General features: G+C 55.5%; 17 protein-coding genes and 1 tRNA gene. 6 read left to right on the top strand and 12 right to left on the bottom strand.

The features are described from left to right. The 3 genes from H6G53_RS19320 to H6G53_RS14385 all read right to left on the bottom strand — a co-directional run. Window positions 1-257, bottom strand: a 257-nt coding sequence (locus H6G53_RS19320; RefSeq protein WP_347343147.1) for a helix-turn-helix domain-containing protein, incomplete at its 3' end; no start/stop codon positions are given. Continuing rightward, window positions 160-735 carry an IS607 family transposase gene (locus H6G53_RS19325; RefSeq protein WP_190534078.1) on the bottom strand — a complete coding sequence of 192 codons (576 nt, stop codon included), beginning with the start codon at window positions 733-735 and terminating at the stop codon, window positions 160-162. The genes H6G53_RS19325 and H6G53_RS19320, both read right to left, overlap by 98 nt. A gap of 147 nt (window positions 736-882) precedes the next feature. After that, window positions 883-1,326: a thioesterase family protein gene (locus tag H6G53_RS14385; RefSeq protein WP_099535620.1), complete on the bottom strand. Its 444-nt coding sequence runs from the start codon at window positions 1,324-1,326 to the stop codon at window positions 883-885. Window positions 1,327-2,004: 678 nt separating this feature from the next. Between H6G53_RS14385 and H6G53_RS14390 the strand changes: the two genes are divergently transcribed. Further along, on the top strand, window positions 2,005-2,847 hold the full coding sequence (locus H6G53_RS14390; protein ID WP_190355360.1) for a universal stress protein: 843 nt from the start codon (window positions 2,005-2,007) through the stop codon (window positions 2,845-2,847). A 104-nt stretch (window positions 2,848-2,951) separates the two neighbouring features. On the opposite strand, the gene H6G53_RS14395 is transcribed toward H6G53_RS14390, so the two are convergent. The 3 genes from H6G53_RS14395 to H6G53_RS14405 form a co-directional block, all read right to left on the bottom strand. Next, on the bottom strand, window positions 2,952-3,422 hold the full coding sequence (locus tag H6G53_RS14395; protein ID WP_099535622.1) for an NADAR family protein: 471 nt from the start codon (window positions 3,420-3,422) through the stop codon (window positions 2,952-2,954). A gap of 188 nt (window positions 3,423-3,610) precedes the next feature. Further along, the gene (murI, locus tag H6G53_RS14400) at window positions 3,611-4,462 is read right to left on the bottom strand and encodes a glutamate racemase (protein WP_099535624.1); all 852 of its coding nucleotides are present in this window, start codon (window positions 4,460-4,462) and stop codon (window positions 3,611-3,613) included. Window positions 4,463-4,848: 386 nt separating this feature from the next. Continuing rightward, the gene (locus tag H6G53_RS14405) at window positions 4,849-6,435 is read right to left on the bottom strand and encodes an adenylate/guanylate cyclase domain-containing protein (RefSeq protein WP_190534081.1); all 1,587 of its coding nucleotides are present in this window, start codon (window positions 6,433-6,435) and stop codon (window positions 4,849-4,851) included. A 616-nt stretch (window positions 6,436-7,051) separates the two neighbouring features. Here H6G53_RS14405 and H6G53_RS14410 point away from each other — a divergent pair. Continuing rightward, the gene (locus H6G53_RS14410) at window positions 7,052-7,714 is read left to right on the top strand and encodes a hypothetical protein (protein ID WP_190534084.1); all 663 of its coding nucleotides are present in this window, start codon (window positions 7,052-7,054) and stop codon (window positions 7,712-7,714) included. 75 nt (window positions 7,715-7,789) lie between these two features. On the opposite strand, the gene trpE is transcribed toward H6G53_RS14410, so the two are convergent. Then, a complete protein-coding gene (gene trpE, locus H6G53_RS14415; RefSeq protein WP_190534087.1) occupies window positions 7,790-9,316 on the bottom strand; it encodes an anthranilate synthase component I in 1,527 nt (508 codons plus the stop codon). A 410-nt stretch (window positions 9,317-9,726) separates the two neighbouring features. Beyond that, the gene (locus H6G53_RS14420; protein ID WP_099535524.1) at window positions 9,727-10,176 is read right to left on the bottom strand and encodes a photosystem I reaction center subunit II PsaD; all 450 of its coding nucleotides are present in this window, start codon (window positions 10,174-10,176) and stop codon (window positions 9,727-9,729) included. A gap of 411 nt (window positions 10,177-10,587) precedes the next feature. Between H6G53_RS14420 and H6G53_RS14425 the strand changes: the two genes are divergently transcribed. Further along, complete coding sequence (locus H6G53_RS14425; protein WP_099535626.1) at window positions 10,588-11,313, top strand: response regulator transcription factor; 726 nt, start codon at window positions 10,588-10,590, stop codon at window positions 11,311-11,313. A 374-nt stretch (window positions 11,314-11,687) separates the two neighbouring features. Here H6G53_RS14425 and H6G53_RS14430 read toward each other — a convergent pair. Beyond that, window positions 11,688-11,761, bottom strand: a tRNA-Asp gene (locus H6G53_RS14430). Window positions 11,762-12,091: 330 nt separating this feature from the next. Here H6G53_RS14430 and carB point away from each other — a divergent pair. Beyond that, complete coding sequence (gene carB, locus H6G53_RS14435) at window positions 12,092-15,391, top strand: carbamoyl-phosphate synthase large subunit (protein ID WP_190534090.1); 3,300 nt, start codon at window positions 12,092-12,094, stop codon at window positions 15,389-15,391. A 158-nt stretch (window positions 15,392-15,549) separates the two neighbouring features. Here carB and H6G53_RS14440 read toward each other — a convergent pair whose 3' ends face one another. The 3 genes from H6G53_RS14440 to H6G53_RS14450 form a co-directional block, all read right to left on the bottom strand. Then, window positions 15,550-16,647: an alkene reductase gene (locus H6G53_RS14440; RefSeq protein ID WP_190527322.1), complete on the bottom strand. Its 1,098-nt coding sequence runs from the start codon at window positions 16,645-16,647 to the stop codon at window positions 15,550-15,552. A 286-nt stretch (window positions 16,648-16,933) separates the two neighbouring features. After that, window positions 16,934-18,349, bottom strand: a complete 1,416-nt coding sequence (locus tag H6G53_RS14445; protein WP_190534094.1) for a mechanosensitive ion channel domain-containing protein — start codon at window positions 18,347-18,349, stop codon at window positions 16,934-16,936. 125 nt (window positions 18,350-18,474) lie between these two features. After that, complete coding sequence (locus tag H6G53_RS14450; RefSeq protein ID WP_190534097.1) at window positions 18,475-20,217, bottom strand: ABC transporter ATP-binding protein; 1,743 nt, start codon at window positions 20,215-20,217, stop codon at window positions 18,475-18,477. Window positions 20,218-20,654: 437 nt separating this feature from the next. Between H6G53_RS14450 and H6G53_RS14455 the strand changes: the two genes are divergently transcribed. Together H6G53_RS14455 and H6G53_RS14460 are read left to right on the top strand one after the other, a co-directional pair. Continuing rightward, window positions 20,655-22,688: a serine/threonine-protein kinase gene (locus tag H6G53_RS14455; protein WP_190534100.1), complete on the top strand. Its 2,034-nt coding sequence runs from the start codon at window positions 20,655-20,657 to the stop codon at window positions 22,686-22,688. 294 nt (window positions 22,689-22,982) lie between these two features. Beyond that, entirely contained in the window at window positions 22,983-25,019 is a 2,037-nt protein-coding gene (locus H6G53_RS14460; protein WP_190534103.1) for a serine/threonine-protein kinase, read from the top strand. Window positions 25,020-25,051 lie beyond the last annotated feature (32 nt).

Below are 25,051 nucleotides of genomic sequence, written 5' to 3' on the forward strand. Positions count from 1 at the left end.
TGATAGGGGACTGGCTTGGCCCATTCAGGAAGCGCACCCAGGATGATGGGCGCAACTGCCATCCAATTGGCTTTGGTTCCCGGCTCCTGAAGATGTTTGATTGTGGTGTTGTAGACGTATCTTGAAACGCCAAACCATTGCTTCAGGAGTGCTTTTTGATCAGGGTTTAGAAAGATTCGGATCTTCCTGGATCGCCTTCCGGTAGCTTCTGAGTCCGGGCATTCGACGAGAGAAGAGGTGAAGGATGGCGAGCAGATCCGCTGTGAGTTCGGATTCTGAGCAGTGAACAGATTGGTCGAGAACCATGAGTTCGCCACCGTTTTGTTGAACCATGAACTCGAACAGCTCGAATCCGAATCGGCAGAGTCGGTCTCGACAGGCAACCACAACTTGGAGCTGATCGCCACGCATGAGTCTGACCAGTAGGGATTGCAATCCTTTTCGCTGGAAGTTGAGACCTGATCCGATGTCTTGGATGATTTCGGCTTCGGGGTAGCGATCGCGCATGAACTGGACTTGTCTAGCGAGATCGTCTCGTTGCTTGGCTGAACTGACGCAGCAGTAGCAAACGACAGTAGATCGAGTTGCGTTGCGTCCATATGACTCGACGTTATAAAGCCGCTGGCCCGCTTCGTTTCGGATGGTTTCGATCTTCCCTTCATCTGCGTACTTCCTTAGCGTATTTGGATGCAATCCCAGAAATTCGACCGCTTTTCTGAGAGGAATGTATGCCATAGCTAAATATTGGCATACGTTAGCGAATGTTAGTAAATTAATTACTGTTGATCAACCTTGATGGGCCATGCATGAGCCACCGGTCACGAACTGAGTGATGAATGACTGAATCGAGTCGCGCGTGAATGATCGTGAATCGCCCTTGGCCTACTGCACGGGCCCGGCGATCGACTGCAACACAGACACCAATTCCGGTGGCCAGCGGCGCATCACTCGCCCCGTTGCTCGATCGACCGGTACCAGGGTGACACAGGCCGTGGCATAACATTCCCCCGTCGCCGCCGATTCCACTTGGTAGTCAAACATCAAGCGTACTCCCTCGATCGGCTCCAGGGCCACCTTCACCACCACCTCTTCGCCCATCCGTGCTGGGCGGTGATATTGGATCCCCAGGTCAACCACGGGCAACTCACAGCCCATCTCCACCAGTTGCTCATAGGCCAACCCGCGCGATCGTAAATATTCCACCCGCGCCGACTCCATCCAAGAAAGATAAGTGCCATGCCACACCACCCCGGCATAGTCCGTGTGGTGGGGCTGAACCCGCGCCGGGTAAGCAAAACCCTGAAAATCCGTTGAATCTTGAGCCATCGGAGCTGAGGAGGCAGTTACAGAGGCATTCATAGCGCACATTGCAAAGCACATTGCAAAAATTGCAGAAGGATTTAATCGGCCAAGGTTCAGGCCGGGCCAATCCCCTTTGGTCGAGCCAGCGATCGCATGGGGCGATCGAACCGGCGATCGCATTGATTAAACCAGGATGAAACCGGCGATCATTAGGCGATCATCATGGGGCCCGAGGTCATTCAGAACACAATCCTCTTGTTAGCAAATGAAGCAGACAGCCTTCGGGCCCACCATCCCCATTTAACACCTCCAGACCCGATCCCGTTGTAATTCTTTAAGGTTTTAATTTTTCCAGCAATTCTTGAAAAATGTAACTATTACAAGGGGTTCTGGCGGCAACTCAGGAATTCGGTGGTAGGCTTTAAATGAACTGTTGAAGCCTGTTGAATCAACTCGTCGATGGTCAGCAAGTGGTGTGCCTACTGGGTTTGTGTCACCCCTGACCCGGTTGATTCACACAGCAAAGAGACATCCTTAAATAACACCAACTCTCAGCAATACCCATTTCAGGATATTTACTTGATATCCAGTTGGTTAGTCTTAGGTTGGCGTTAGCGTTTTATTGATTTTCTCTGGATCAAATTTCAACATTGTTCTTGAGTAGTTCTTGATCGGTCTAGCAACGCGACTCCTTCAGAAGCCATGATTAAAAAAATCTTGTTCGCTGACTCGGGCACGGGACAGTCAGAAGAAATGCTGAAATTTCTGATGGAGATCCCCGCGATCAAAGATGCCCATGTCACCATTTTGCACGTGGTTCCTGGTCGGATTGGGTCTGACCAAATGGCCGAAAAGCTGGAAGCAGGCGGCAAAATGCTGGCCAAGGCGATCGAGTTTTTGGGTCTGCCGCCGGAACAGGTGTCGCCCATGTTGCAGCAGGGTGAACCCAAAGATTTGGTGCTGCGGGTGGCGGACAGTGTAGACGCGGACTTGATCGTGATGGGATCGCGGGGTCTGAAGCGGCTGCAATCGATTCTGGAAAACTCGGTGAGTCAGTATGTTTTCCAACTGTCGGGGCGGCCGATGTTGTTGGTGAAGGATGATATCTACGTCAAGCGGATTAACCGCGTGATGGTGGCGATCGATAAGTCCGATGCATCTCAGCAAGCGCTGCAATTGGGACTGTTTTTGACGCGGGATATCAAGGGCAGCCAATTGATTTTGACCCACGTGGATGCCAAACGGAAGCCGGATGAGGTGATCAGCGGCGAGAGTGATGAGGTGTTGGCTGGGGCGATCGCGGAGGCGAAAAAGTTTGGGGTTGGCTACAAGGCCATTTCGGCCGGGGGCCGGGCTGGGGAAACCATCTGTCGCCTGGCGGATGATAACAATGCGGATCTGTTGCTGTTGGGGTCGCCCGATCGCCGGCCGTCGGTGGCGAAGGGACTGCCGGATCTCGATCGCCTGTTGGGATCGTCTCTGTCGGACTATGTGCGGGTTTATGCCAACTGTCCGGTGTTGCTGACGCGGATTCCGAGTGCGTAAGGTTTTCAGTTTGGGCGTTCGAGCTTAGGGCTTTGAGCGCGAGCCAAGCTTTCGGGGGCAAGGGGTTTAAACCCCTTGCCTGTTTGTTTATTCTGTTTGTTTATCTAGAGAAAACTGCGGCTCAAGGCCAGGTTCTCCCGCAGTTGATCGCGCGTTTCCATCAGCACCTTGCCGAGTTCGTTTTTTCCGGTGCGATCGGCTCCACATCCCCAGTAATAATCTGTGGGTGAATCTTCAATGAGTTCTTCGCTGCCCGTGCTGAGCAGCACTTGCGCCAATTCAGGATGGCTGGAAAACTTGACCCACACCCCTTGGGCCATGATCGATCGCTTCACCCGATCCCAGTCCGATCGCAACTGATGGGCCGGGTTGCGCCCCAAGGCGGCCGCTTCCGATGCAGTCAGCGCCGATCGAATTCGATCGATCACGGCCGCCGATTCCGTGCCCACAAACTTCTGTGCCTGATAGAAATGTTCCACCGTTGGCCAGTCAACGCCATCAACAACAATCCAATGGGGCGAGAAGTTGGAAAAACACCCATAGGGTTCACCAACTTTGTAGAAGTAAATGGTCATGGGAGATCGATCGGGCAACGGCGGACAGCCCATCGAACCCGGCGACTATTCCAGCCTGGGATCAATGGGCAGAGATGGATGAGGCGATCACTGTGTTCTCAAGTGTGTTCTCAAGATTTTTGGGAGCGTGCCTATTGCTGATCATCGCATGGCAGTGATCCCTGAGGGCAATTTCCCGATCGCCCGGCCTAAGCTGACAACGGCGACTCGATCGGCAAGTAATCGCCTAGGGTTTCCGCCTCCAGCAGTTGCACCTGCTCCACCAACGGCGCACAGCCCAACCAGCGAGTTGCCAAACTGGCAAAGCGATCGGCCTCGCCCGTGACACAAAAGCGAGTGGGTTGCGGTTGATCCAAATGCTTCAGGTTGAGCAACTCCAGCTCTTGGGTTGCGGCGGCCACCACATGGACGGCCGGGTCGATCGTGACCACTCCCGGCGGCAGCAGCGGTTCAATCACCCCTGCCAGGTGTGGATAGTGGGTGCAACCATAAACCAACGTGTCGATCGACTGTTCCAACAACGGTTCCAGGTACTGTTGCGCGATCGCTCGGGTGTCGGGTTCGTGCAACCGTCCTTGCTCCACAATCGGCACAAATTCCGGACAGCCCACTTGCCAAACCTGCACCGTGGGATCAATCTCCACCATGGCCCGGCGATAGGCATCGCTGGCGGCCGTGATTGGCGTGGCGATCACCCCCACCCGGGATCCGCGATCGACCGCCACCCGAGCCGCCGGCAAAATCAAGCCCACAATCGGCAAATCAAACTCTGCTCGCACCACATCCAGCGCCAACGCTGAAGAGGTATTGCAGGCCATCACAACCATCTTCACGCCCTGGCGTTCCATCCAGGAGAGGATTTCGCGTGAAAATTGGACAATTTCGGCGGGCGATCGCATCCCGTAGGGCAAGCGGGCCGTATCCGCCAAATACAGCAGCGACTCGTTGGGCAGTTGGCGATATAACTCCCGCAAAACCGTTAGGCCGCCCACGCCACTGTCAAACACGCCGATCGGCCGTCTTCGGGCATCCCTCGCGATCGCTCCTGAAATTAGCCCCTTCAAACTCCAGACCTCCAATCCTCAAGGACAAGCAACTGCCTCACCAATCACAACCGCACCATTGAACCGCGCCATTTTGCAACTCCACATCTGGAACGGCATCCGAGATCCTGTTCAGGAAACCCTAGTTTCGGGAAATCCTAGTCTTCAGGAAACTCCGGCGATCTCTCATTCATCGCAGCACCAGCGGCAATGGATGGCGGGGAATGGATGAAGGCTGCAACAGCGATCGGGGCAAGTTCCCATCAATTACGCTACAGCTTGGCGGGGATGTCAACTCTGAAGCCGATCGGGAGTCAATGGTGGGTCAAGTGCCGGTTCCGGTGAGGGCCCGCAGGCTTTGGCTCAAGACATCAGCGTGATCATCAGCGTGATCGGGCCCGTCGCCGCCCTCGGTAGCGTTTGCGCTTATGAATCACCTTGCCCTTAATTAATTGCCAGGTATGTTCAGAAGGTGGAAAACCCGCCAAAACCGATCGCTGCAAATAGATATGAGTTGCGCGATCGGTCGGATTCATGCTGAGGCATTCCTCAAACAAAGAAGCGGCTTCCCGATATTGCCGACGATGGAATCGCAGGACTCCTTCCTCAAATAAACTACTGGATGCACGCTTGAGGGTTTGCAATTCAATCGGATCGGCATTCAGGACTTCATAAACCGCCACAGGTTGAGTTCTGCCGCGCACATACAGCCGATCAATAAACCGAATGCTGTACTTGGAGGGGTTATGCAGCGCTGCCAACAGACGATGGGAAACCAAAATCGAAACACTATATTGCTTCGTTAATTCCTCTAGGCGAGAAGCCAAATTCACCGCATCCCCGATCGCGGTGGTTTCCATGCGGTGAACGCCCCCGATCGTGCCCAAAATCAGCGGCCCCGTATCCAAGCCAATGCCAATGCGAATGGCCGATCGCCCTGCCTGCAAGCGCTCCTGGTTATATTCACTCAACGCCTTGAGCATCGAAATGGCCGCATCAACCGCCAGGTCAGCATCCCCTTCAAACAGGGCCATAATGGCATCGCCAATGTACTTGTCAATGAACCCATTATGTTGGGCGATCGCTCGCTCCATTCGACCCAAATAGGCATTCAAAAAACGCAAATTTTCTTGAGGGGACATGGTTTCCGAAAGGGTCGTAAAACCCCGAATATCGGCAAACATGACCGCCATGGTTCGTTCCGTATAGTCTCCCAGGCTCACTTCCGCCAAGGTTGACCGCTGCAACAATTGCAGAAATTGGGTGGGCACAAATCGCCCATCTAAACCATCCCAATCGGCCGAATCTTCCGGAATTTCTGCCAAATCTGTAATGTCAATCTCTGCCAAATCCGTTGCTTCAGGATTGGCCTCGTCATTCATTTCCTCAACTTCTTGATCATCAGTTTCTTGATCATCAGCTTCTTGATCATTTTGATCATTCACTTGCCCATGAACAAGTTCGTTAACCGGTTCATTCAACCCTTGATGACGGTTACTGGGGCTATCTTCTCCCTGATGATCATTAACAAATGCAGAACCGTCAGCTTCAAATTCAGAACTAATCTTGAAATTGGAATGGGGATGTTGATTGATATCGAAAGAATAATGAGAATGGCGATGGGAAGAATGGCGATCGAAACGATTGACCAAGCGCAAACGGGAATGGGAATCAGAATCCTGAGGAGAACAAGAATGGGCGATCGCCTGGGCGCAGGTTTGGCGGGCCATCCAAAACCCAATCACACTGGCTGCTGAGGTACTCAACAAAGCCACCATTGCCACAGTGCTGACGGGGGGAACCATCTGGCTCAGCTCTGGGGCGGTCTCCGAAAAAATCAGAAGTTGCCACCGCCAGGTGATGGCTCCACTGATGAGGGCCGCCAGGGCAGGCAAGGCAATGAGTAACCATTCCCACGACCAATTGCGAAGTCGCCCACTCAGGGCTTGATAGAACTGAAGTGTTGACATGACTCCCTGAGTGACGGCTTTGGCTCAGATGCTATTTGCATGATGCACACCTTAAAGGAAAAAAATCGGGAAGATGCAGGTAAAAAATGTAGACGCTGGGCGCAAATAGCGCCGTGTTTACCGTAGCCTGATTCGATGCCCTCTGTCAGGAATAGTTGTGGATTGTTAGGCGATAGCAACTTATCCAGGAGCTCGCCTCACAAGGTTGGTGAATGGCAGACGGGGAATCATGTGATTCGAGAGGGCTGAATTGCAAATCGGGTTGTAATTCCTGATTGCAAATCTTTACTTAACTGCTGCTTTGAATTCTGATCAATTTCTATCCCGTCTGTTGATGATTAGTGGCGGAAATAGCAATGGGGTGGTGGACTGGGGGAGGCAAAACCGAGCAGGTTCAACTCTCAGCTCCGCCGATCGCTTAGCCCTACTGGCCCCTGACCTCTACTGATTTATACCGATAGTTGTCCTGATTTGCTGTTTTTAAGCTACCGAATTGCCAAATTACTGAAGGGATGAGCGGTTCAGCAAGGGAGCAACTAAATGCCTGAACGTCTGCTGGACTTCTGCTGAATTGCTGTTGAACTTCGCGAATGCTGAATTGCTGGGAGACAAAATCGTGATGCGTGCAGTCTTGACCTTGCTTTTGTTGGGTGCTTGTTCAATGGGAGGGCCCGTGACCGGAGCCGATCGCCCGCCGGTTGCGCCGATCGCTCCCCAATCGATCGCGCCGGTTGCCCAAGCTACGCCCACACCGCCCGCCCGCATCACCGAGACGATCATGGTTGAAGGGGAGCCGGAGTCGATCGAGCTGGAGCGGTTTGCGCCCGATCAATTTCCAGTGGTGACCTATTTGGCTCGGGAAGATTTTGCCCCGATCCTGAATCGCCAAGGGGGCCGCGCGATCGCCCGGTTTGTGGCCCAGGGGGGAGCAGTCCGCAACGAAGCGGCCTATGTCAGTGTGATTGTTCCGGAAACGCCCACCACGCCGGAACAGTTGTGGCAAAGCTATACGGGCCCCAATGGCTGGTTGGCCACGAATCGGGCCAGCATTGTTCGATCGAGCGACGACCCCAAATTCAAGCGGTTTGGTTGGGTGAAGCGGGCGATCGCCTTCATGCGCACCGACAAGGGCGAGCCGATCGCCGGAGAGCTTTATCTAGGGGAAATGGCGGGTCGCCCCTTTGTGGTGCTCGTGCATTTGCCCATGGAATACCTGGAAGGCTATGGCCCTCGGGTGAGCTTGCTGCTGAAACATTTGGCAGTGCAGCCAGCGCCCTAATTCCAGCTTGCATCAAGGCGCTCAGGCGCTTTGAATGGCGGTTCTTCTAAGCTGCTAGGGTCAACCCTTGCTGAATTAACCTTGCAAGCAACGCAAGGCCTCCAGCACGCCGCGCGCCTTATTTAAGGTTTCCTGGTATTCCTTTTCGGGATCCGAGTCCGCCACCAGGCCCGCGCCCGCTTGCACCGACACTTCGTGAGTGCCATCAGCGCGGTTGCGCACCAAGGCCGTGCGCAGGGTGATGGCGGTGTTGAGTTGCCCCTCAAAGTCGTAGTAGCCATAGGCTCCGGAATAGGGGCCGCGCCGACAGCCTTCTAGGGCGTGAATGATCTCCATGGCCCGAATTTTGGGCGCACCGCTGACGGTTCCGGCGGGGAAGGTGGCAGCCAACACATCCCAAGCCGTGCGATCGCCCGCCACTTGCCCGATCGCGTTGCTCACGATGTGCATCACGTGGCTGTAGCGCTCGATCGTCATGAGTTGATTGACCGTGACCGTGCCGCTGTTGCAAACGCGCCCCAAATCATTGCGGCCCAAGTCCACCAACATCACGTGTTCGGCCACTTCTTTGGGATCCGCCAACAGATCCGCCGCCAGGGCTTCATCTTCGGCGTGGTTGGCTCCTCGGGGGCGTGTACCGGCGATCGGGCGAACGGTGGCTTGAATGGTTCCATCAACTTGGCGATCGGTCTTGACCATGATTTCCGGGCTGGAACCAATTAATTGCCAATCACCGAATTGGAAATAGGCCATGTAGGGCGAAGGGTTCACCAACCGGAGCGATCGATAGATATCGAAAGGATCCCCTTCAAAATCCGTGCTCAACCGTTGGGAAATCACCACCTGAAAAATATCGCCGGCCTTGATGTGCTCCTTGGCCTTGAGCACGTTGGCATGAAAGGCTTCGCGAGTGGTGTTGCTGCGAGGGTTCAAGGGCGGGCGATCGCTCTGGGTGGCCGGAGTCCAGCGCAGCAGTGATTCTTGGCGATCAATACTGCCTTGGAGGCGATCGATCAATTCATCCACCCGCCCACAGGCCGCCTCATAGGCCTGGCGCAGCTCCACCGTCGGATCCCGCAAATCCGCATAGGCAATCACAAACACCTTGCGCTTCACCTGATCAAAAATCATCAGGCGATCGACCTGCATCCACAGCCCATCGGGCAAATCCGCCTCGGTGGGCCCATAGGCCGGCACACGCGGCTCAATCCACTGGATCAGCTCATAGCCCCAAAAGCCAAACAGCCCGCCAATTCCCGGGGGCAACTGTGGCAGCTTCACCGGCCGCACCGACTCCAAACAACTGCTCAAAATTTCAAACGGATTGCCCCGGTGCTCCACCACCGTCCCATCCCGGAACGTTTGCACCGCCAAATCTCCACGCGCTTCCAGCACCCACAGGGGGTCATAACCCAAAAGGCTATAGCGGCCAATGTTTTCGCCCCCTTCCACCGACTCCAGCAAGAAGCTGTAGCGTTGGCCCTGGCAAGTGCGCAACCAGGCCGAAACCGGCGTGTCCAAATCCGCAACCCACTCGCGATAAACCGGGACGAAGTTTCCTTGGCGGGCGAGTTCCGAAAATTGGCTAAAGTCGGGCAACATGGGTCAGCAGCAGATGAGCAAGTCTCAAAATACTAGCAACCGTCTGGATTCCTTGCACCAAAACTTCTCCGATCGGGCGATCGCCCCATGGTGTCGATGTCCCAGCGTAGGAATGCAATGGCACAGCACCGGTAATCAGCCAGCCCAAAACAGACAAGCACAACACAGACAAGCCCAAAACAAAAACGAGCCGCCCCAAAGCAAGGAAGCGGCCCGTTTATTGAGTCGATTTGGCAGTCTTGGAATCGGGGAAAATTCCCCAGCCCATGGACAAACACAGGGATCAAGCGGAGCGGTCAAGCAGAATTCTGAGCAAATTAGCGGTTTAAGTGCAGGAGTCAAAAACCGCCTTGCAATTCAAGCTCAACCCCTCGCCCATCCAAGCACCCACCATGGGCAACCCCAAAAACCTACACTTCGTAGGTTTGCTTGCCGCTGAACTTGACCGTTGCGGGCTGAGGGTTTTCGCCAATGCGGCGATCCTTCTTGCCGTTGAAGTCGCGACCAGCATTCACCTTTTCGGGGAAGGTGCCATCGGCGGGGTGGATGAACTCCTGTTCGCCGTTGGGATAAATACGATAGACCTTATAGTCTTCGATTTTGGGCTTGAACTTGGTGCGCAGTTGCTTACCAAGGGCGATGCACTGCTCCTTGCGGGCCAAGAACAGCAGGTTTTCGCCTGCATTCATGACGGCAGCGCCACCGGTGGGCATTTCAAAAACTTGTTCTTTGGTACTGGTCCAGGTAATGGCGTATTTCTCTTCGACGTTAGCCTTCGAGAGCAAGCCACCCGTGCTACCGCCAAATTTCGGCGTTTGGCCCGTGAGGCCGCTGGTTTCAGGTGTAGGATTTTCGGACATCGCTTTTTGTCTCGCTAGTCTCTAAAAAGTCTTGCGAATTTACGGGAAATCCTAGCACTGGCTTTGTGTTGAGCCATACCCCCCCGGCCAGAACTGTTACAGTTCTTTATTTGAGCCGATCGAGCTGAGAATGGCTGCTGCAAAGGATCTGCGGCACGATCGCCCCGGTTTCCGAGCGCTATGCTGAGGACGAAAGACCCGCTTCACCCTGGAGCTAACCCGATCACCCATCAGCACCCAGAAAGGGAAAGTGCGATCGGCCCATGGCCGGGATGGGGGTGTGATCCTGGGACAGGATGGGCTGAAGATCGGCTCAAAATGCTCAAAGCTTCGGTGTGATTTCGACCTGTTTTTCGACCTGTTGTTCGATGTGTTTGGTGTGATCGCGACACGGATGAGGCCCTGCAAATCATGCAAATTCTGATTGTGGAAGATGACACGGAGATTGCGGAGTTGTTGCGCGGCACGCTCGATCGCGAAGGGTTCACCTGTGGGGTTTGTCACGATGGGCAAGCGGCGATCGAGCAGTTTTATCGATCGCAGCCCGATTTAGTCATTTTGGATTGGATGATTCCGGGCATTGATGGCCTCGAAGTCTGTGCCCGCATCCGCCAAAAACCCGGCGACAAGGATCCTTATATTTTGATGTTGACGGCGCGGGGCGAAGAGTTCGATCGCGTTGTGGGCCTGTCAACCGGTGCGGATGACTATTTAGTTAAGCCTTTTAGCCCCCGCGAGATGGTGGCTCGGGTGCGGGCGCTGTTGCGTCGCAGTTTGCGCCAGGCCGGAACCGGGGGCGATCGGGACTTGACCCCCACCTACGCCACCCACCACTTCAGCCTCGACAGCGATCGGCGCGTGGCCCGTCGCCACCTGCCCGATCACGATTCCGAAGATCTTGACCTCACCACCTTGGAGTTCAATCTGTTGGCCACCTTCCTCAGCTATCCGGGCCGGGTCTGGAGCCGCAGCCAACTGATCGACAAACTTTGGGGCGATGACTTTTTTGGCGATGAGCGAGTAGTGGACACTCACGTGGCTCGCCTGCGCAAGAAAATTGAACCGGATCCCGGAAATCCCCAATTTCTGAAAACGGTGATTGGGGCCGGCTATAAGTTTGAAGACCCCGGGAATTAATCTCGAACTCGCCTGATTTTCCATGTCCCAATCGTCGTAACAAGGGGCTTAGGGCTGTCGTCAAATTTCCTGAAACCCTGATGACCTCGTTCTTTAAACCAATCAGTCGTAGGGGCGGGGTTTCCCCGCCCAGTTCTCGTGATCCTTGGGTGCTCCCAGGGGTGGACAGGGTTGTGGCGATCGCCCAGGTTAGGGTTGGGAGACCCAACCCCTACGGCGATGGAAATGACGACAGGCCCTAAGGATCGATCACACAGGATCGACCTGCCTGGTTGAGACTGAAGCAATAGAATCAACATCAGTAACAACGTAGGTTCAGTTCGGGTTCAGAGTTGACGCTCTTCACTCCTCACTCTTGAACTTTATCTTTTGAACGGGTCTGACGGGGCTCGAACCCGCAACTTCCGCCGTGACAGGGCGGTGCTCTAACCAATTGAACTACAGACCCAAATTGCTTTCTGGCTTTCGGAGCGCTTTTGTTTCGCGTCCCGCGCCTTCAGCGATATACATATTTGCGGATAAACCCGAATTTGTCAAACGTTTTTCTGAAATTTTCTAAAAAAATTTTCTGGGCGGTCTTCCAGAAGATTTTCTAAAAAACTTTTTCGCCCCTTTGGCCGCCGATCGCGGGCCTGGGGTAGGAACCCAAAGCGAAACCGGGCCGGAGAACAGTGCGCCCTAAACATTGACGGGACGATCGCACCTCGTACAATAGGCAGGATCTCGGGCCGGGCGGCCCGTGGTCGATCGAAATCGCTAGTCCCCTGGGATTGCCCTTATGCCCCGCCGCGACGACATTCGCAAGATTCTGCTCCTTGGTTCCGGCCCGATCGTGATTGGTCAGGCCTGCGAATTTGACTACTCCGGTACTCAGGCTTGTAAAGCGCTCCGGGCCGAAGGGTACGAGGTCGTGCTGGTGAACTCCAACCCAGCCACGATCATGACCGACCCAGAAATGGCCGATCGCACCTACATTGAGCCGCTCACCCCGGAAGTGGTTGAGAAAATCATCATTAAAGAGCGGCCTGATGCCTTGCTGCCCACCATGGGCGGCCAAACGGCCCTGAACATTGCCGTGGCCTTGGCCAAGAGCGGCGTGCTGGCTCGCTATGGTGTGGAGCTGATTGGGGCCAAGCTGGCGGCGATCGAGATGGCCGAAGACCGCAAGCTCTTTAAGGAAGCCATGGAGCGAATTGGCGTGGGCGTTTGCCCCTCGGGGTTGGCCAACTCCCTGGAAGAAGCCCGTGATGTGGCACGCCAAATTGGCTCCTACCCGCTGATTATTCGCCCGGCCTTCACCATGGGCGGCTCCGGCGGCGGCATTGCCTACAACCAAGAGGAATTTGAAGAAATTGCCCAGTCGGGTTTGGATGCCAGCCCCGTTTCACAAATTCTGATTGAGCAATCCTTGTTGGGTTGGAAGGAATACGAGCTGGAGGTGATGCGCGATCTGGCCGATAACGTGGTGATTATCTGCTCGATCGAGAACTTCGACCCGATGGGGGTGCATACGGGCGATTCGATCACCGTGGCTCCGGCCCAAACCCTCACCGACAAGGAATATCAGCGGCTGCGGGATGCCTCGATCAAGATCATCCGCGAAATTGGGGTGGAAACCGGCGGCTCCAATATTCAGTTTTCGGTGAACCCGGAAACCGGTGATGTGATTGTGATTGAAATGAACCCCCGGGTGTCGCGCAGCTCGGCTTTGGCTTCCAAGGCCACGGGCTTCCCGATCGCCAAGTTTGCCGCCAAGCTGGCCGTGGGCTACACCCTCGATGAAATTTCCAACGACATCACCCAAAAAACCCCAGCCTCCTTTGAGCCGACGATCGATTACGTCGTCACCAAAATTCCCCGGTTTGCCTTCGAGAAATTCCCCGGCACGCCCGCCGTGCTGACCACCCAAATGAAATCCGTGGGTGAGGCAATGGCGATCGGGCGGACGTTCCAGGAATCCTTCCAAAAGGCCCTGCGATCGCTCGAAACGGGTCGGGCCGGTTGGGGCTGCGATCGGGATGAAAAAATTCCTAGCCTGGAACAGGTTCGATCGAGCCTGCGCACCCCCAGCCCGGAGCGCGTCTTTACCCTGCGCTATGCCATGCAGCTAGGCATGAGCGTGGAGGACATTTACGAACTGACCGGCGTTGATCCTTGGTTCCTGGATAAGCTGCAAGAAATTCTGGAAACCGAAAAGCTGCTGAAGCGCACGCCCTTGAAGGACATGAGCGCTGCAATTCTGCTGGCAGCCAAGCAACAGGGCTTCAGCGATCGACAAATTGCCTACGCCACCAAAACCAGCGAAGACGAAGTGCGGGCCTATCGCAAAGGCTTGGGCATTGTGCCGGTTTACAAAACCGTGGACACCTGCGCCGCTGAATTTGAAGCCTATACGCCCTACTACTACTCCGCCTATGAAACCAGCAGCCTGGTGTTGACCGGTGACGAAGCGGAAACCGTGGCGGCGGAAACGGAAACCCTGCCGAGCGATCGACAAAAGGTGATGATCCTGGGTGGCGGCCCCAACCGAATTGGCCAGGGGATTGAGTTTGACTATTGCTGTTGCCATGCTTCCTTTGCGCTGCAAGCGGATGGCTACGAAACGATCATGGTTAACTCCAACCCGGAAACGGTTTCCACGGACTACGACACCAGCGATCGGCTCTACTTTGAACCGCTGACCAAGGAAGATGTGCTGAACATCATCGAAGCGGAACGGCCCAAGGGCGTGATTGTGCAGTTTGGCGGCCAAACCCCCCTAAAACTGTCGGTTCCTTTGTTGACGGCTTTGCAAAGCAACCCCGACCTGCCAACGGAAATTTGGGGAACTTCACCCGACTCGATCGACATGGCCGAAGACCGGGAACGGTTCGAGCATGTGTTGCGGGAACTGAACATCATGCAGCCCCCCAACGGCATTGCTCGCAGCTATGGTGAAGCCCTGGATATTGCCCGGCGGATTGGCTATCCGGTGGTGGTGCGGCCTAGCTATGTGTTGGGCGGTCGAGCCATGGAGATTGTCTATTCCGATGCGGATCTGGAACGCTACATGACCGTGGCGGTGCAGGTGGAACCGGATCACCCAATCTTGATTGATAAGTATCTGGAAAACGCGATCGAGGTGGATGTGGATGCGATCGCCGACCACGGTGGCAACGTGACGATCGGCGGGATCATGGAACACATCGAACAGGCCGGGATTCACTCCGGTGACTCCGCCTGCGCCATTCCCAGTTTCTCGCTGCCGGCCAGCGCCCTGGACACCATCCGTGGCTGGACGATCGACCTAGCCAAGTCCCTGAAGGTGGTGGGGCTGATGAATATTCAGTTCGCGGTGGTCACGGGCGACAATGGCCAACCTCAGGTGTATATCCTGGAAGCGAATCCCCGGGCCTCGCGGACGGTTCCCTTTGTTTCCAAGGCGATCGGGGTGCCCTTGGCCAAAATGGCCGTGCGGGTAATGTCTGGCAAAACCTTGGCCGAGCTGGACTTTGAACAGGAAGTGATTCCCGATCGCTTTGCCCTCAAGGAAGCGGTGTTGCCCTTTGAAAAATTCCCGGGCACCGATACGATTTTGGGGCCGGAAATGCGATCGACCGGGGAAGTGATGGGCGTGGATCCAGACTTTGGCACGGCCTTCGCCAAGGCAGCCCTGGGGGCGGGTCAACGGTTGCCCCTAGCCGGCACGGTGTTTGTGTCGGTCAACAGTCGCGACAAGGCGGCGATCGTGCCGGTGGTGAAGGAACTGCTGGACTTGGGTTTTGAAGTGCTGGCCACCGAAGGCACGCGCAAAGTGCTCCATGAGCATGGCCTCAAGGCGGTGCAACTGACCCTGAAAATCCATGAGGGCCGGCCCAATATTCGCGATGCGATCGTCAACGGTCAGGTGCAGTTGGTGATTAACACGCCCGCCGGGGAGCAAGCCCAGTTCGACGATCGAGCCATTCGGCGCACGGCCCTGGTCTACAAAGTGCCCATCATCACCACGATCGCCGGGGCCAAGGCCACAGCCGCCGCCATTCGATCGCTCCAATCTCAACCCCTAACCGTGAAATCCCTCCAGGAATATTTGGTTTAAGTCAAGTAAAGGCGGGGAGGATATCCAGCATTAAGAGGATATCGAGCATCAAACAGACAAGGGGCTTAAGCCCCTTGTTTTTTAGCGGAATTCCTTGATTTCCTCAGCTTTTTCAAGGGATTCTTAGCCCATTTCAGCGCTATGCAAGTCGAAGCGGCCTACGATGCTTGATAGGCGGGAAAATCCGCGTAGCCCTTTTCGTCAAAAGCGTACCAAACCTCCAACGGAGCTTCCGGAGCCAGGGGCCAATCATGGGCAAACCGCTCAACTAAGTCCGGGTTGCTGATGAAAGGTCGCCCAAAAGCAATCAAGTCTGCATTCCCCGACGCGATCGCCGCTTCTGCCGTTTCTTGGGTATAGCCACAATTGCCCATCAAGGGGCCTGAAAACACCGATCGAAACTCGCTCAGGGTCATCGGTTCACCCAAGTTATGGAACCCAATTGCTAGGCCATCCATAACGTGCAAATAGCCCAAATTCAGTGCATTGAGCTGTTGCGCCGCGTAGGTAAAGGTTTCCCGATAATCCGGCGAACCCATATCGTTATAAATCCCATTGGGCGCAAGCCGAACCCCCACCCGATCGGACGGGAAAACTGTGATTACGGCTGCCACAATTTCGCTCAGAAACCGATAGCGATTTTCCAGGCTGCCACCGTAGCGATCGGTGCGTTGATTGGTTTTGGATTGCAGGAATTGATCAATCAAATAGCCATTGGCCGCGTGAATTTCCACCCCATCAAAACCCGCCGCCTTGGCTCGTTCGGCGGCCCGGCGATAGTCTTCCACCACTGCCGCCACCTCGTCGGTTTCCAGAGCGCGCGGGGTTTCGTAGGGGTGTTTGCCCGTGGGGGTGTGGATGTGGTCGTTGCTGATGGCGATCGCGGAGGCCGAAACCGGCAGCGACTCATCGGCGCGGAAACTGCTGTGGGAAGCGCGGCCACAGTGCCACAGTTGCAAGAAAATTTTGCTGTCCCGATCGTGTACTGCTTGGGTGACCTGTTTCCAGGCTTCCGTTTGAGCGTCGTTGTAAATGCCGGGAGAGTTTTGCCAACCAATGCCCTGCTCAGAAACGACGGCGGCTTCGCTAATCAAAAGGCCAGCACTTGATCGCTGGGCATAATATTCCGCCATCAAGGCATTGGGCAGGCGCTCCACCCCTGCACGGGCGCGGGTTAGGGGAGCCAAAACCACGCGATTTTTGAGGGTTAAATCACCAAACGTGAAAGGACTTAGAAGCTGAGGAGATGAACTCACAGAACGATTCCCAATGAATGGCAAGGTTGATAGTCGTGACTTTCAATCTAGCAAATTCATTAGGACTTGGGACTCTACTGGCAGATTAAATTGCGTTTAAGTATTTGGATTTGAGCAATGGCCCCTACGAACTCTTTGACCATAATTTAGCCCAAGAGACATTACTCACTGATCACATGAGCGTGAAAAACAATTTAAGATGCTTCCGTTGAAATCAAGACAGAAATTTAGTGAAAGATTTCGGCCAAAAATTTAAAAATATTCTGGATCAAATTTCAGGAAGTAATTAAGCAGACCAATGACTAACCCATTGGCGAAGTTGGTTCTGAAATCTAGCCATTAGGCTTTTCGGTTCCGAATCTTCCAAGAGACCCGCTGTTTCTAAATGGTGGCGATAGCTTTCCAACACATCTTGACGATCGCCCATGGCCTGCGAAATCACCTCCAACAAATGGGGATGGTTATTCAGAAGTAGTTGAAACCCATCACGGTGAATCAAAAAAAGTTCGGTCGGTTCCGCCGCTCGCATGGTGGTGGGGTAAGGCACATTCAACATCAGCGGCAGTTCACCAAAAAATTCACCCTCTGTGAAGGAAAACAACCGGCGGCTAATGCGTTGATTTTCAAAAATGGCTTCGATCGCCCCTTTTAAAACAATGCAAAATTCATGAGCCCCATCCCCTTGCTGATAAAGAATTTCGGCCGTTGTTAATTGCCGCCGGTAGCCTAATTGGATCAAAAATTCAATTTCCAGGGGGGTGAAACTTTGGAAGTAGTCGATCGACCGCAGCAGGTCTTTGAGGGGTTCGTTGGGAATAGTTGCCGGAGCGATCGCCCCGGCCTCGGCCGCTGAGGGTTCCGACTCGGCCGCAACCCAATGAGGAAGGGTTGGTGCAAGCTGAATCTGATGTTGCCGCAAACCATGGGCGATCGCAAAGTGGAGAGCACTGCGAATGCCAGCACGTTGATCAACGCGATCGACCCAGGCCCACAGCTCTAAACTGATGCTGCTTTCTTGAAAGCCTTGAAACATCACCTTGGGTGGGGGCGATCGCAAAATATGTGAGTGAGTAAAAGCCGCCGCCAGCAAAATTTCTGTCACGACTGAAAGATCGCTAGTCGGAACTACTTTTAAGGGAATTTCAATCCGACTTTGGCAATCTTGATAACTCCAATTTTCAACCATTCGATTTGTTAATTCGCTGTTGGGTACAATTAATTCCGACCCACGAAACGTGCGAATCACAGTTGAACGAATCGAAATATCTTGGATGTAGCCCAGCTTATTATTAAATTCAATCAAGTCCCCGACTTTGAGTTTTCGCTCACCCAACAGGGTCAAACCACTGGCCCAGTTTTTGGTTAATTCCTTCAATCCCAAACCAATGCCAACGCCTAGGCCACTGACCACCAAAGCAAAGGATTCTAATTGTAATCCCATGGCTTGGAGCACCAGCACATAACCCAGAGCGCCCATGCTCCAGCTAAACAAAATAGCGACCGCTCCACGGGTTCCTTCGCTCATGCCCAAGCGTTTTAGGATGATGTTTTTCAGCAGTTGGCGCAGGCCTTTGGTGAATAGACTCACCAGCATCAGCAGCAACGCCACTTGAATCATCCACCCGATCGTGATCGGGGTGGTTCCCAACCTGAAAAGGGGAGCTTGTGTAATTTGCGACCAAGCAACTTGTAAAGCAGCCATGAAGACGTTCCCGATCGGGATTGGGTTGGGAAAGTGGCCAAATTCAGTATTCAGGAAGCATCGTTCAGGAAAGATTTTTCAAACCAAACTCTTCACAAGAACCCTTTCCAAAAAACTGCAACTCTTTATTCACGAAACTGGCGAGCATAGTAGGCGGCATAACGACCGTTTTGGGCCAGTAGCTGATCATGGCTGCCCGATTCGACAATTTGCCCTTTTTCAACCACCAAAATCCGATCGGCTCCCCGCACGGTGGCCAGGCGGTGCGCAATGGTCAGGGTGGTGCGATCGCGCCGCAGTCGATCGAGCGCTTCTTGCACCAGGCTTTCGGATTCCGAATCGAGGGCACTGGTGGCCTCGTCCAAAATCAGAACTTTGGGATCTCGCAACACGGCCCGGGCGATCGCAATGCGCTGGCGCTGGCCGCCGGACAGGTTGGCTCCCCGTTCGCCCACCCAGGTGTTGTAGCCCTCGGAGAGTTGGCTAATGAAGTCGTGGGCGTTGGCAATTTGGGCGGCTTGTTCGATGGCACTGCGGCTGGCTTTGGGGTTTCCCAGGGCGATGTTTTGGGCGATCGAACCGGAAAAGAGGATCGTTTCTTGGGGCACGATCGCAATCTGTTGGCGCAGGCTGTTGAGGGTCACCTCTCGTAAATCGATGCCATCAATGCAAACCTGGCCCCCTTGGGGATCATAAAACCGCAGCAACAGATTGACGATCGTGCTTTTGCCCGCGCCGGAAGCCCCCACCAGGGCGATCGCCTCACCGGGCCGCACGGTCAGATCCAACCCTTGCAGCACCGGTTCCGCCGCGCTCGGGTAGGCAAACTCGATCGCGTGGAATTCCACCCGGCCGGTGATGGCGGGCAGGGGTTGCGCCCCGGGGCGATCGCGCACCGTCGGTGGCACGGCCAGCAGCTCAAACAGCCGATCAACCGAGGCCTCACTTTCCTTGAATTCGTTGTAATTGCTGGTGGTGATTGAAATGGGGTCAATCAACAGGGCCACAGCGGTCACGTAGCTAATGAACCCCGCGCCGGTTAAGTTGCCTTGGCCAATTTGCCAGCTTCCCAACCAAAACAACACCAACACGCTCATGGCTTCCAAAAAGCCCACAATCACAAACTGAGCCGCCTTCGCTTGGGCCGCTTGCAGTTTGGCGTGTCGGGCCGCTTCGGCCTCTTGCCGGAAGCGATCGAGTTCCGTGCGTTCGGCCCCAAAGGCTTGCACCAACCGAATCCCCGCCAAAATTTCCGCGATCGTGGCCGCCAATCCCGCAATTCGATCCTGGCTGCGGCGAGCAAAGCTCAACAGGCGATCCCCAAACCAAGCGATCAAAACCGCAATCAAGGGCGCGATCGCAAAGGTAGCCAAGGTTAACTGCCAGTTGAGATAGATCATGTATCCCAACACCACCACCAGTTGCAGCACACAGGGCACAAACTGGTGAAACACCTTGCCCACCGCATCTCCCACCCGATCGACATCGCCCGTGAGTCGATAGGCCAGGTCACCCGTTTGCGATCGCTCAAAATAGTCCAGGCTCAGGGTTTGTAAATGTCCATACAGCCGCACCCGTAGGGTCATGGCCACCCGCAAAGCCGCCTTGGCCATCAAGGTATCTTGGCCATACTGAAACGCGCCGCGCACCAGAAAAATCAGGGCTGCTAAGCCCGCCAATTGCAAGATCTTGTCTGGTTGACCCGTGCCGATCGGCTCGGCCAACTGCCCCGGCAACCAGGCCAACACCGGCCAAAAAGCCGTGAACCCCACCGTGCAGGCCAACGCCAGGGCGATCGTCTTGGCCTCCGCGCGCACGAAGGGCCACAGTTGCCAATAGTGCGATCGCCCTTTGCCGGTTCGGGACATGGTTTACACCTGCTTTGTGGATAGAGCCAAAATGCTACCTGTTAATCAACCCCGAATCCCGATCGGGATCCAATCTCCTCCTGGGCTGATCCCCGCAATTGCCAGAATCGAAAGCCGGTTGAAAGGGGATTGGAAACGATCGATCTAGCAAACTTAAATGAATGCCCTAAGCATGGTCTAAAAAAGAATGGTCTAAAAATGGCTGATTCAAACGCCCCTTTGCAGCGAATCCCCCCATGGATCGTTAAAAAACATACCCATTCCTCCGAAGGATCCCCAAAGAGTTATGGTGTTAGCCGTCGTAGCCCTCGGGTGGGTGGTTTAAACTTGAAGCGTGCGACCATCCCGCGCGATCGCCCAATTTTGCCCCCGGATGCCGCTCGCTCCCTACAAACCCACTGCTTTGAACGCTGACACAGTAAACGCAGCCTGGCCCTATGGTGACGCTCTCAGTCGGTCAACTTCTCGACCGACGCTATCGGATCGTAGAAATCCTGTCGTCCGGAGCGTTCGGGCAAACTTACCTGGCTGCGGACTTGCGCCGACCGGGCTTGCCCCACTGCATCGTGCGGCAATTCCAATTCCCCAGTAAAAATTCCAAAGCGCTGCAAGTGGTGCAGTTGCTGTTTAAGAAAAAAGCAGAAACCCTCGAAAAGCTGGGCACTCACGATCGAATCCCGCAGCTTTTGGCCTGCTTTGAGCAGGAGGGACAACTTTTTTTCATTGAGGAACTGATCCAGGGGCAAACCATCGCCGAGGAGCTGAAGGCCAATCAGCCCCAACCGGAAGAGTATGTGGTGCGTTTCCTGCAAGATACGCTGGAAGTGCTGGATTTTGTCCACAAAAACGGGGTCATTCACCGTAATTTGCGGCCCGAAACCCTGATTCGCCGCACGATCGATGGGCGAATTGTCCCGATCGAATTTGGCTTGATTCAAGAAATTGCCAATCCCTCAGCCCGGGCTGATGCGATCACGCCGCCCCCTTCGCCGGATTCGGTGGTTTACATGTCGCCGGAACAGTTGCAGGGCAACCCGCTCTACAACAGCGATCTCTACGCGGTGGGGATGATTTGCGTCCAAGCCCTGACCGGGTTATCGCCCAATGCCCTGCCCAAACCCAAAGACAACAATGGCGATCGCCCGCCCCATTTGGATTGGCCCAACCACGGGCAAATTAACCCCGGACTGATTTCCCTAATTGAGCGGCTGATTTCTCCCTACTTCGATCGCCGCTATCAGTCAGCCGCCGATGCCCTGCGGGATTTGCAGGAACTCTATGGCCTGTCCATGGGCAGCGGGGTGAATCTCAGCGGCGCGGGCATGAGCGGCCTGCGGGCCCGGCTGGCCAGCAGCAGCCAAAACTCCCCCGCCCACAGCGAGGCCCAGGAAGCGGCCAAACGCCGTTGGCCCGATCGCCGGTTGTGGTTGGGGGTGGCGATCGCGGTGGTGGGTTTGGGGTTTGGGGCCTTGTTGTTGGCGGGGCCCCTGCGATCGCGCTATTGGGTCGATCGCGGCAGTGACCAACTGAAGGCCGAAAACTTGGAAGAGGCGATCGCCAACTACAGCCAAGCCCTCCAGGTGGATGCCAACAATGCGGAAGCGCTCTACCGACGGGGAGCCGCCTATGAGGAAATTGGGGAATATCAAAAGGCGATCGCGGATTTAGATCGGGCCATTCGCCTGCGGCCCAAACATGCCCCCAGCTATTTCCAACGGGCCAACGCCCGCTACCGTCTCAGCGATGCCCGCGCCGCGATCGAGGACTACGATCGGGCCCTGACCTACGACCCCAACTTGGTGCAGGCTTATTTGAACCGGGGCAACGTTCGGGGCGACATTGGCGACGACAAAGGGGCGATCGAGGACTACAACCGTGTGATTGCGGCCAAGGGAGTGCCGGCCCGCCTCCTGGCCCCCGCCTATCTGAATCGGGGCCTATCGCGATCGAACCTGGATGACCAACAGGGGGCGATCGACGATGCCACCAAAGCAATTCAACTGAACCCCAGCTATGCCCTGGCCTACCAAAACCGCGGCCTAGCCCATCGGCGGGCCGGCAACCTCCAGGCCGCCCTTCAGGACTTCAACATTGCGATCCAACTACAACCAGATGACCCAGACCCCTACTACAATCGGGGGCTAACCCGTTGGGATTTGGGCGAAGTGGAAGGCACGATCGAAGACTTCAACAAGGCGATCGAGCTGCGGCCAGAACATGCCCTGGTTTATTACGATCGGGGCGTGGCTCGGCTCAAGCAGGGCGACCAAACCGGCGCACTCACCGACTTCCAACAATCGGCCAAGCTGTGCATCGACGAAGGCCGTTTGGGTTGTTACCGTGATGCCCAGTACCAAATCCAACAGATCCAAGCGGGCAAACTGCCCACCGATCTCAAATTGTCCGATGAGGAAGAACCCGAAGCCCCACCACCCGAACCCAGCCCCGCCGCCAGCCCGCCGCCCCCCTAGTCACGCGGCCGGCTTGTTTTCATCGGCCAAGTCATAGGTCAAGCCATCGGTCAAGCCATAGATTGAGTTAATTAAGTTAAATGACTGTTCCCGTTACCCGATCGTTAGGCAGCAAAGGGCTTCAGCCCCCTGGGATTGCGACTAACTCCGTAATCTGCGCCCAACGAATTAGACCTATCGCGCGACTAGGCGCGGCCATCCATTCACCTGCTGGGGTCTGTCTCACCCTTTAACGCCCCAGACCTCGTTTCTGGATCATTTAACCCGTTGTTTTTGCCCCATCCCTAACTGAACTTGGCCCCCAACACCCCACCTTCTCCTCCACCTCCGGGCGATCGACCTCCCAAATCATCCTTAGGCAAGGATCCTATTACCATCGGCCAACTGCTGGATAAGCGCTATCGCATCTTGCAAGTACTTGGTTCCGGAGCCTTTGGCAAAACCTACCTGGCTGCGGATCTTCGCCGGCCGGGCTATCCCCAATGTGTGGTGAAGCAACTGCGCCTGTTGCGTCCCAACCCCACCGCCGCCAAAAACGCCCACCGTCTCTTTCAGCGGGAGGCGGAAATGTTGCAACGGTTAGGAACCCATCCCCAAATTCCCCGCCTGTTGGCTTTTTTTGAAGAAAACGAGCAATTTTATCTCGTCAAGGAATTTGCACCGGGCCACCCCCTCTCGCGGGAATTGGTGGTGGGGGAACCGCTCCCGGAGCAACGGGTGATTTCCATGGTGGCGGAAATTCTGGAAATTTTGTCCTTTGTCCATGGCAACCGGGTGATTCACCGGGATATCAAACCCGCCAACTTAATCCGCCGCAGCGCTGACGGCCGGTTGGTGTTGATTGACTTTGGTTCCGTGAAGGAAATTTTGCAAACCGATGGGGAATCGGCCGCCGCCCGCACGATCGCGGCGGGTACTCCGGCCTACATGCCGATCGAGCAGTTTTATGGCAATCCCCAATTCAACAGCGATATCTATGCCGTCGGGGCGATCGCAATTCAGGCCTTAGGGGGCTTTTCTTCGGAGGAATTGCAGGCCCTGCGCGGATCCCAGGAGCCGGTGAGCGGCCGTTTGAATTGGCGGGCCAGCATTTCCGTCAGCACGGCGTTTGGAACCGTCCTCGATAAGATGGTGCATCCTTCCTATCAACAGCGCTACGCCAGCGCCGAGGAAGTGTTGATGGATCTGCTGCCGTTGATGGGCGGGAATGTTGGCGAGTCCATCACCACCGCCGCCGAGGAAGAACTAGGCAACTCCATTCCTTGGGCTGAATGGTGGCGACGTTGGTGGCCTTGGGGGTTGGGGTTGTTGGGCACGGTGGTGGGGCTGGCAACCCTGTGGCAGTCGGGGTTGCCCCAGTTGGCCATTGCCCAGATGATTTTGTCGCGCTGGTCTCAAGTGCCCACGGGATTGGTGATGAACCAAAATGCGTCCCCCTCGGATTTGGTGGGGATTGCGCGGGTGTTGGAGGGAAAAACCCCAGCTCCCGATCGCACCTGGGACTACAGCAAGGCCATCCACGACGCAACCCAAGCGCTGGTTTGGTCCGCCAGCAGTTCCGCCTATTTTTTGCGCGGCGTGGCCTACTACAACAGCGGCAACTGGAATGCGGCGTTGGCCGACTTAAACCAAGCCTTGCAGCTCGAAGCCAGTGACGCGATCGCCCGTACCTATCTGGCGGCCACGCAAGATCGCCTGGGCGATTTGCAAAGTGCTCTGGCCAGCTACGATCGAGCCATTCAAGACAATGGCAAGTTGAGTGCGGCCCACTTGGGTCGGGGGTTTGTGCGGTTGCAACTGAGCGATGCGAAAGGGGCGATCGCGGACTTTGACAAAGTGCTGTCTCAGCAGTCCAGTTGGTCGGCGGCTTATCGTGGTCGGGCCTTGGCCAAAATGCTGGCGGGCGACTCCGAAGGGGCGATCACCGACAGTTCCCAAGCCATCCGGCTCGATCCCAACAACGCCAGGGCCTATCAGGTGCGGGGACGTACTCACTTTGCCAGCGGCAATCTGCCCTCAGCCCTGGCCGATTTGACGGTGGCCATTCGTTTAGACAGCAAAGATCCGGAAAGCTACTACTACCGCGCCCTCACTCGCCAGGCCCTGGGGGAACCCCAAGGCACACTCAGCGATCTGAACCAGGCAATCGCCCTGGACGATCGCTATGCCATGGCCTATCAACAGCGGGGATTGGTGCAGGTGGGCTTGGGGAACCGGGCCCCGGCGGCGGCGGATTTTCGGCAGGCGGCCAAGCTCTGTCTCGATCGGGGGCAACTGGATTGTTATGACGCAGCCCGCCGTGAGCTAGAGAAATTGCAGGCCATGCCTTAAGGGCTGTTCTCTAGGTTATTCTCCAACCCCCA

Source organism: Limnothrix sp. FACHB-406 (genome assembly GCF_014698235.1).
Classification (GTDB): Bacteria; Cyanobacteriota; Cyanobacteriia; order CACIAM-69d; family CACIAM-69d; genus CACIAM-69d.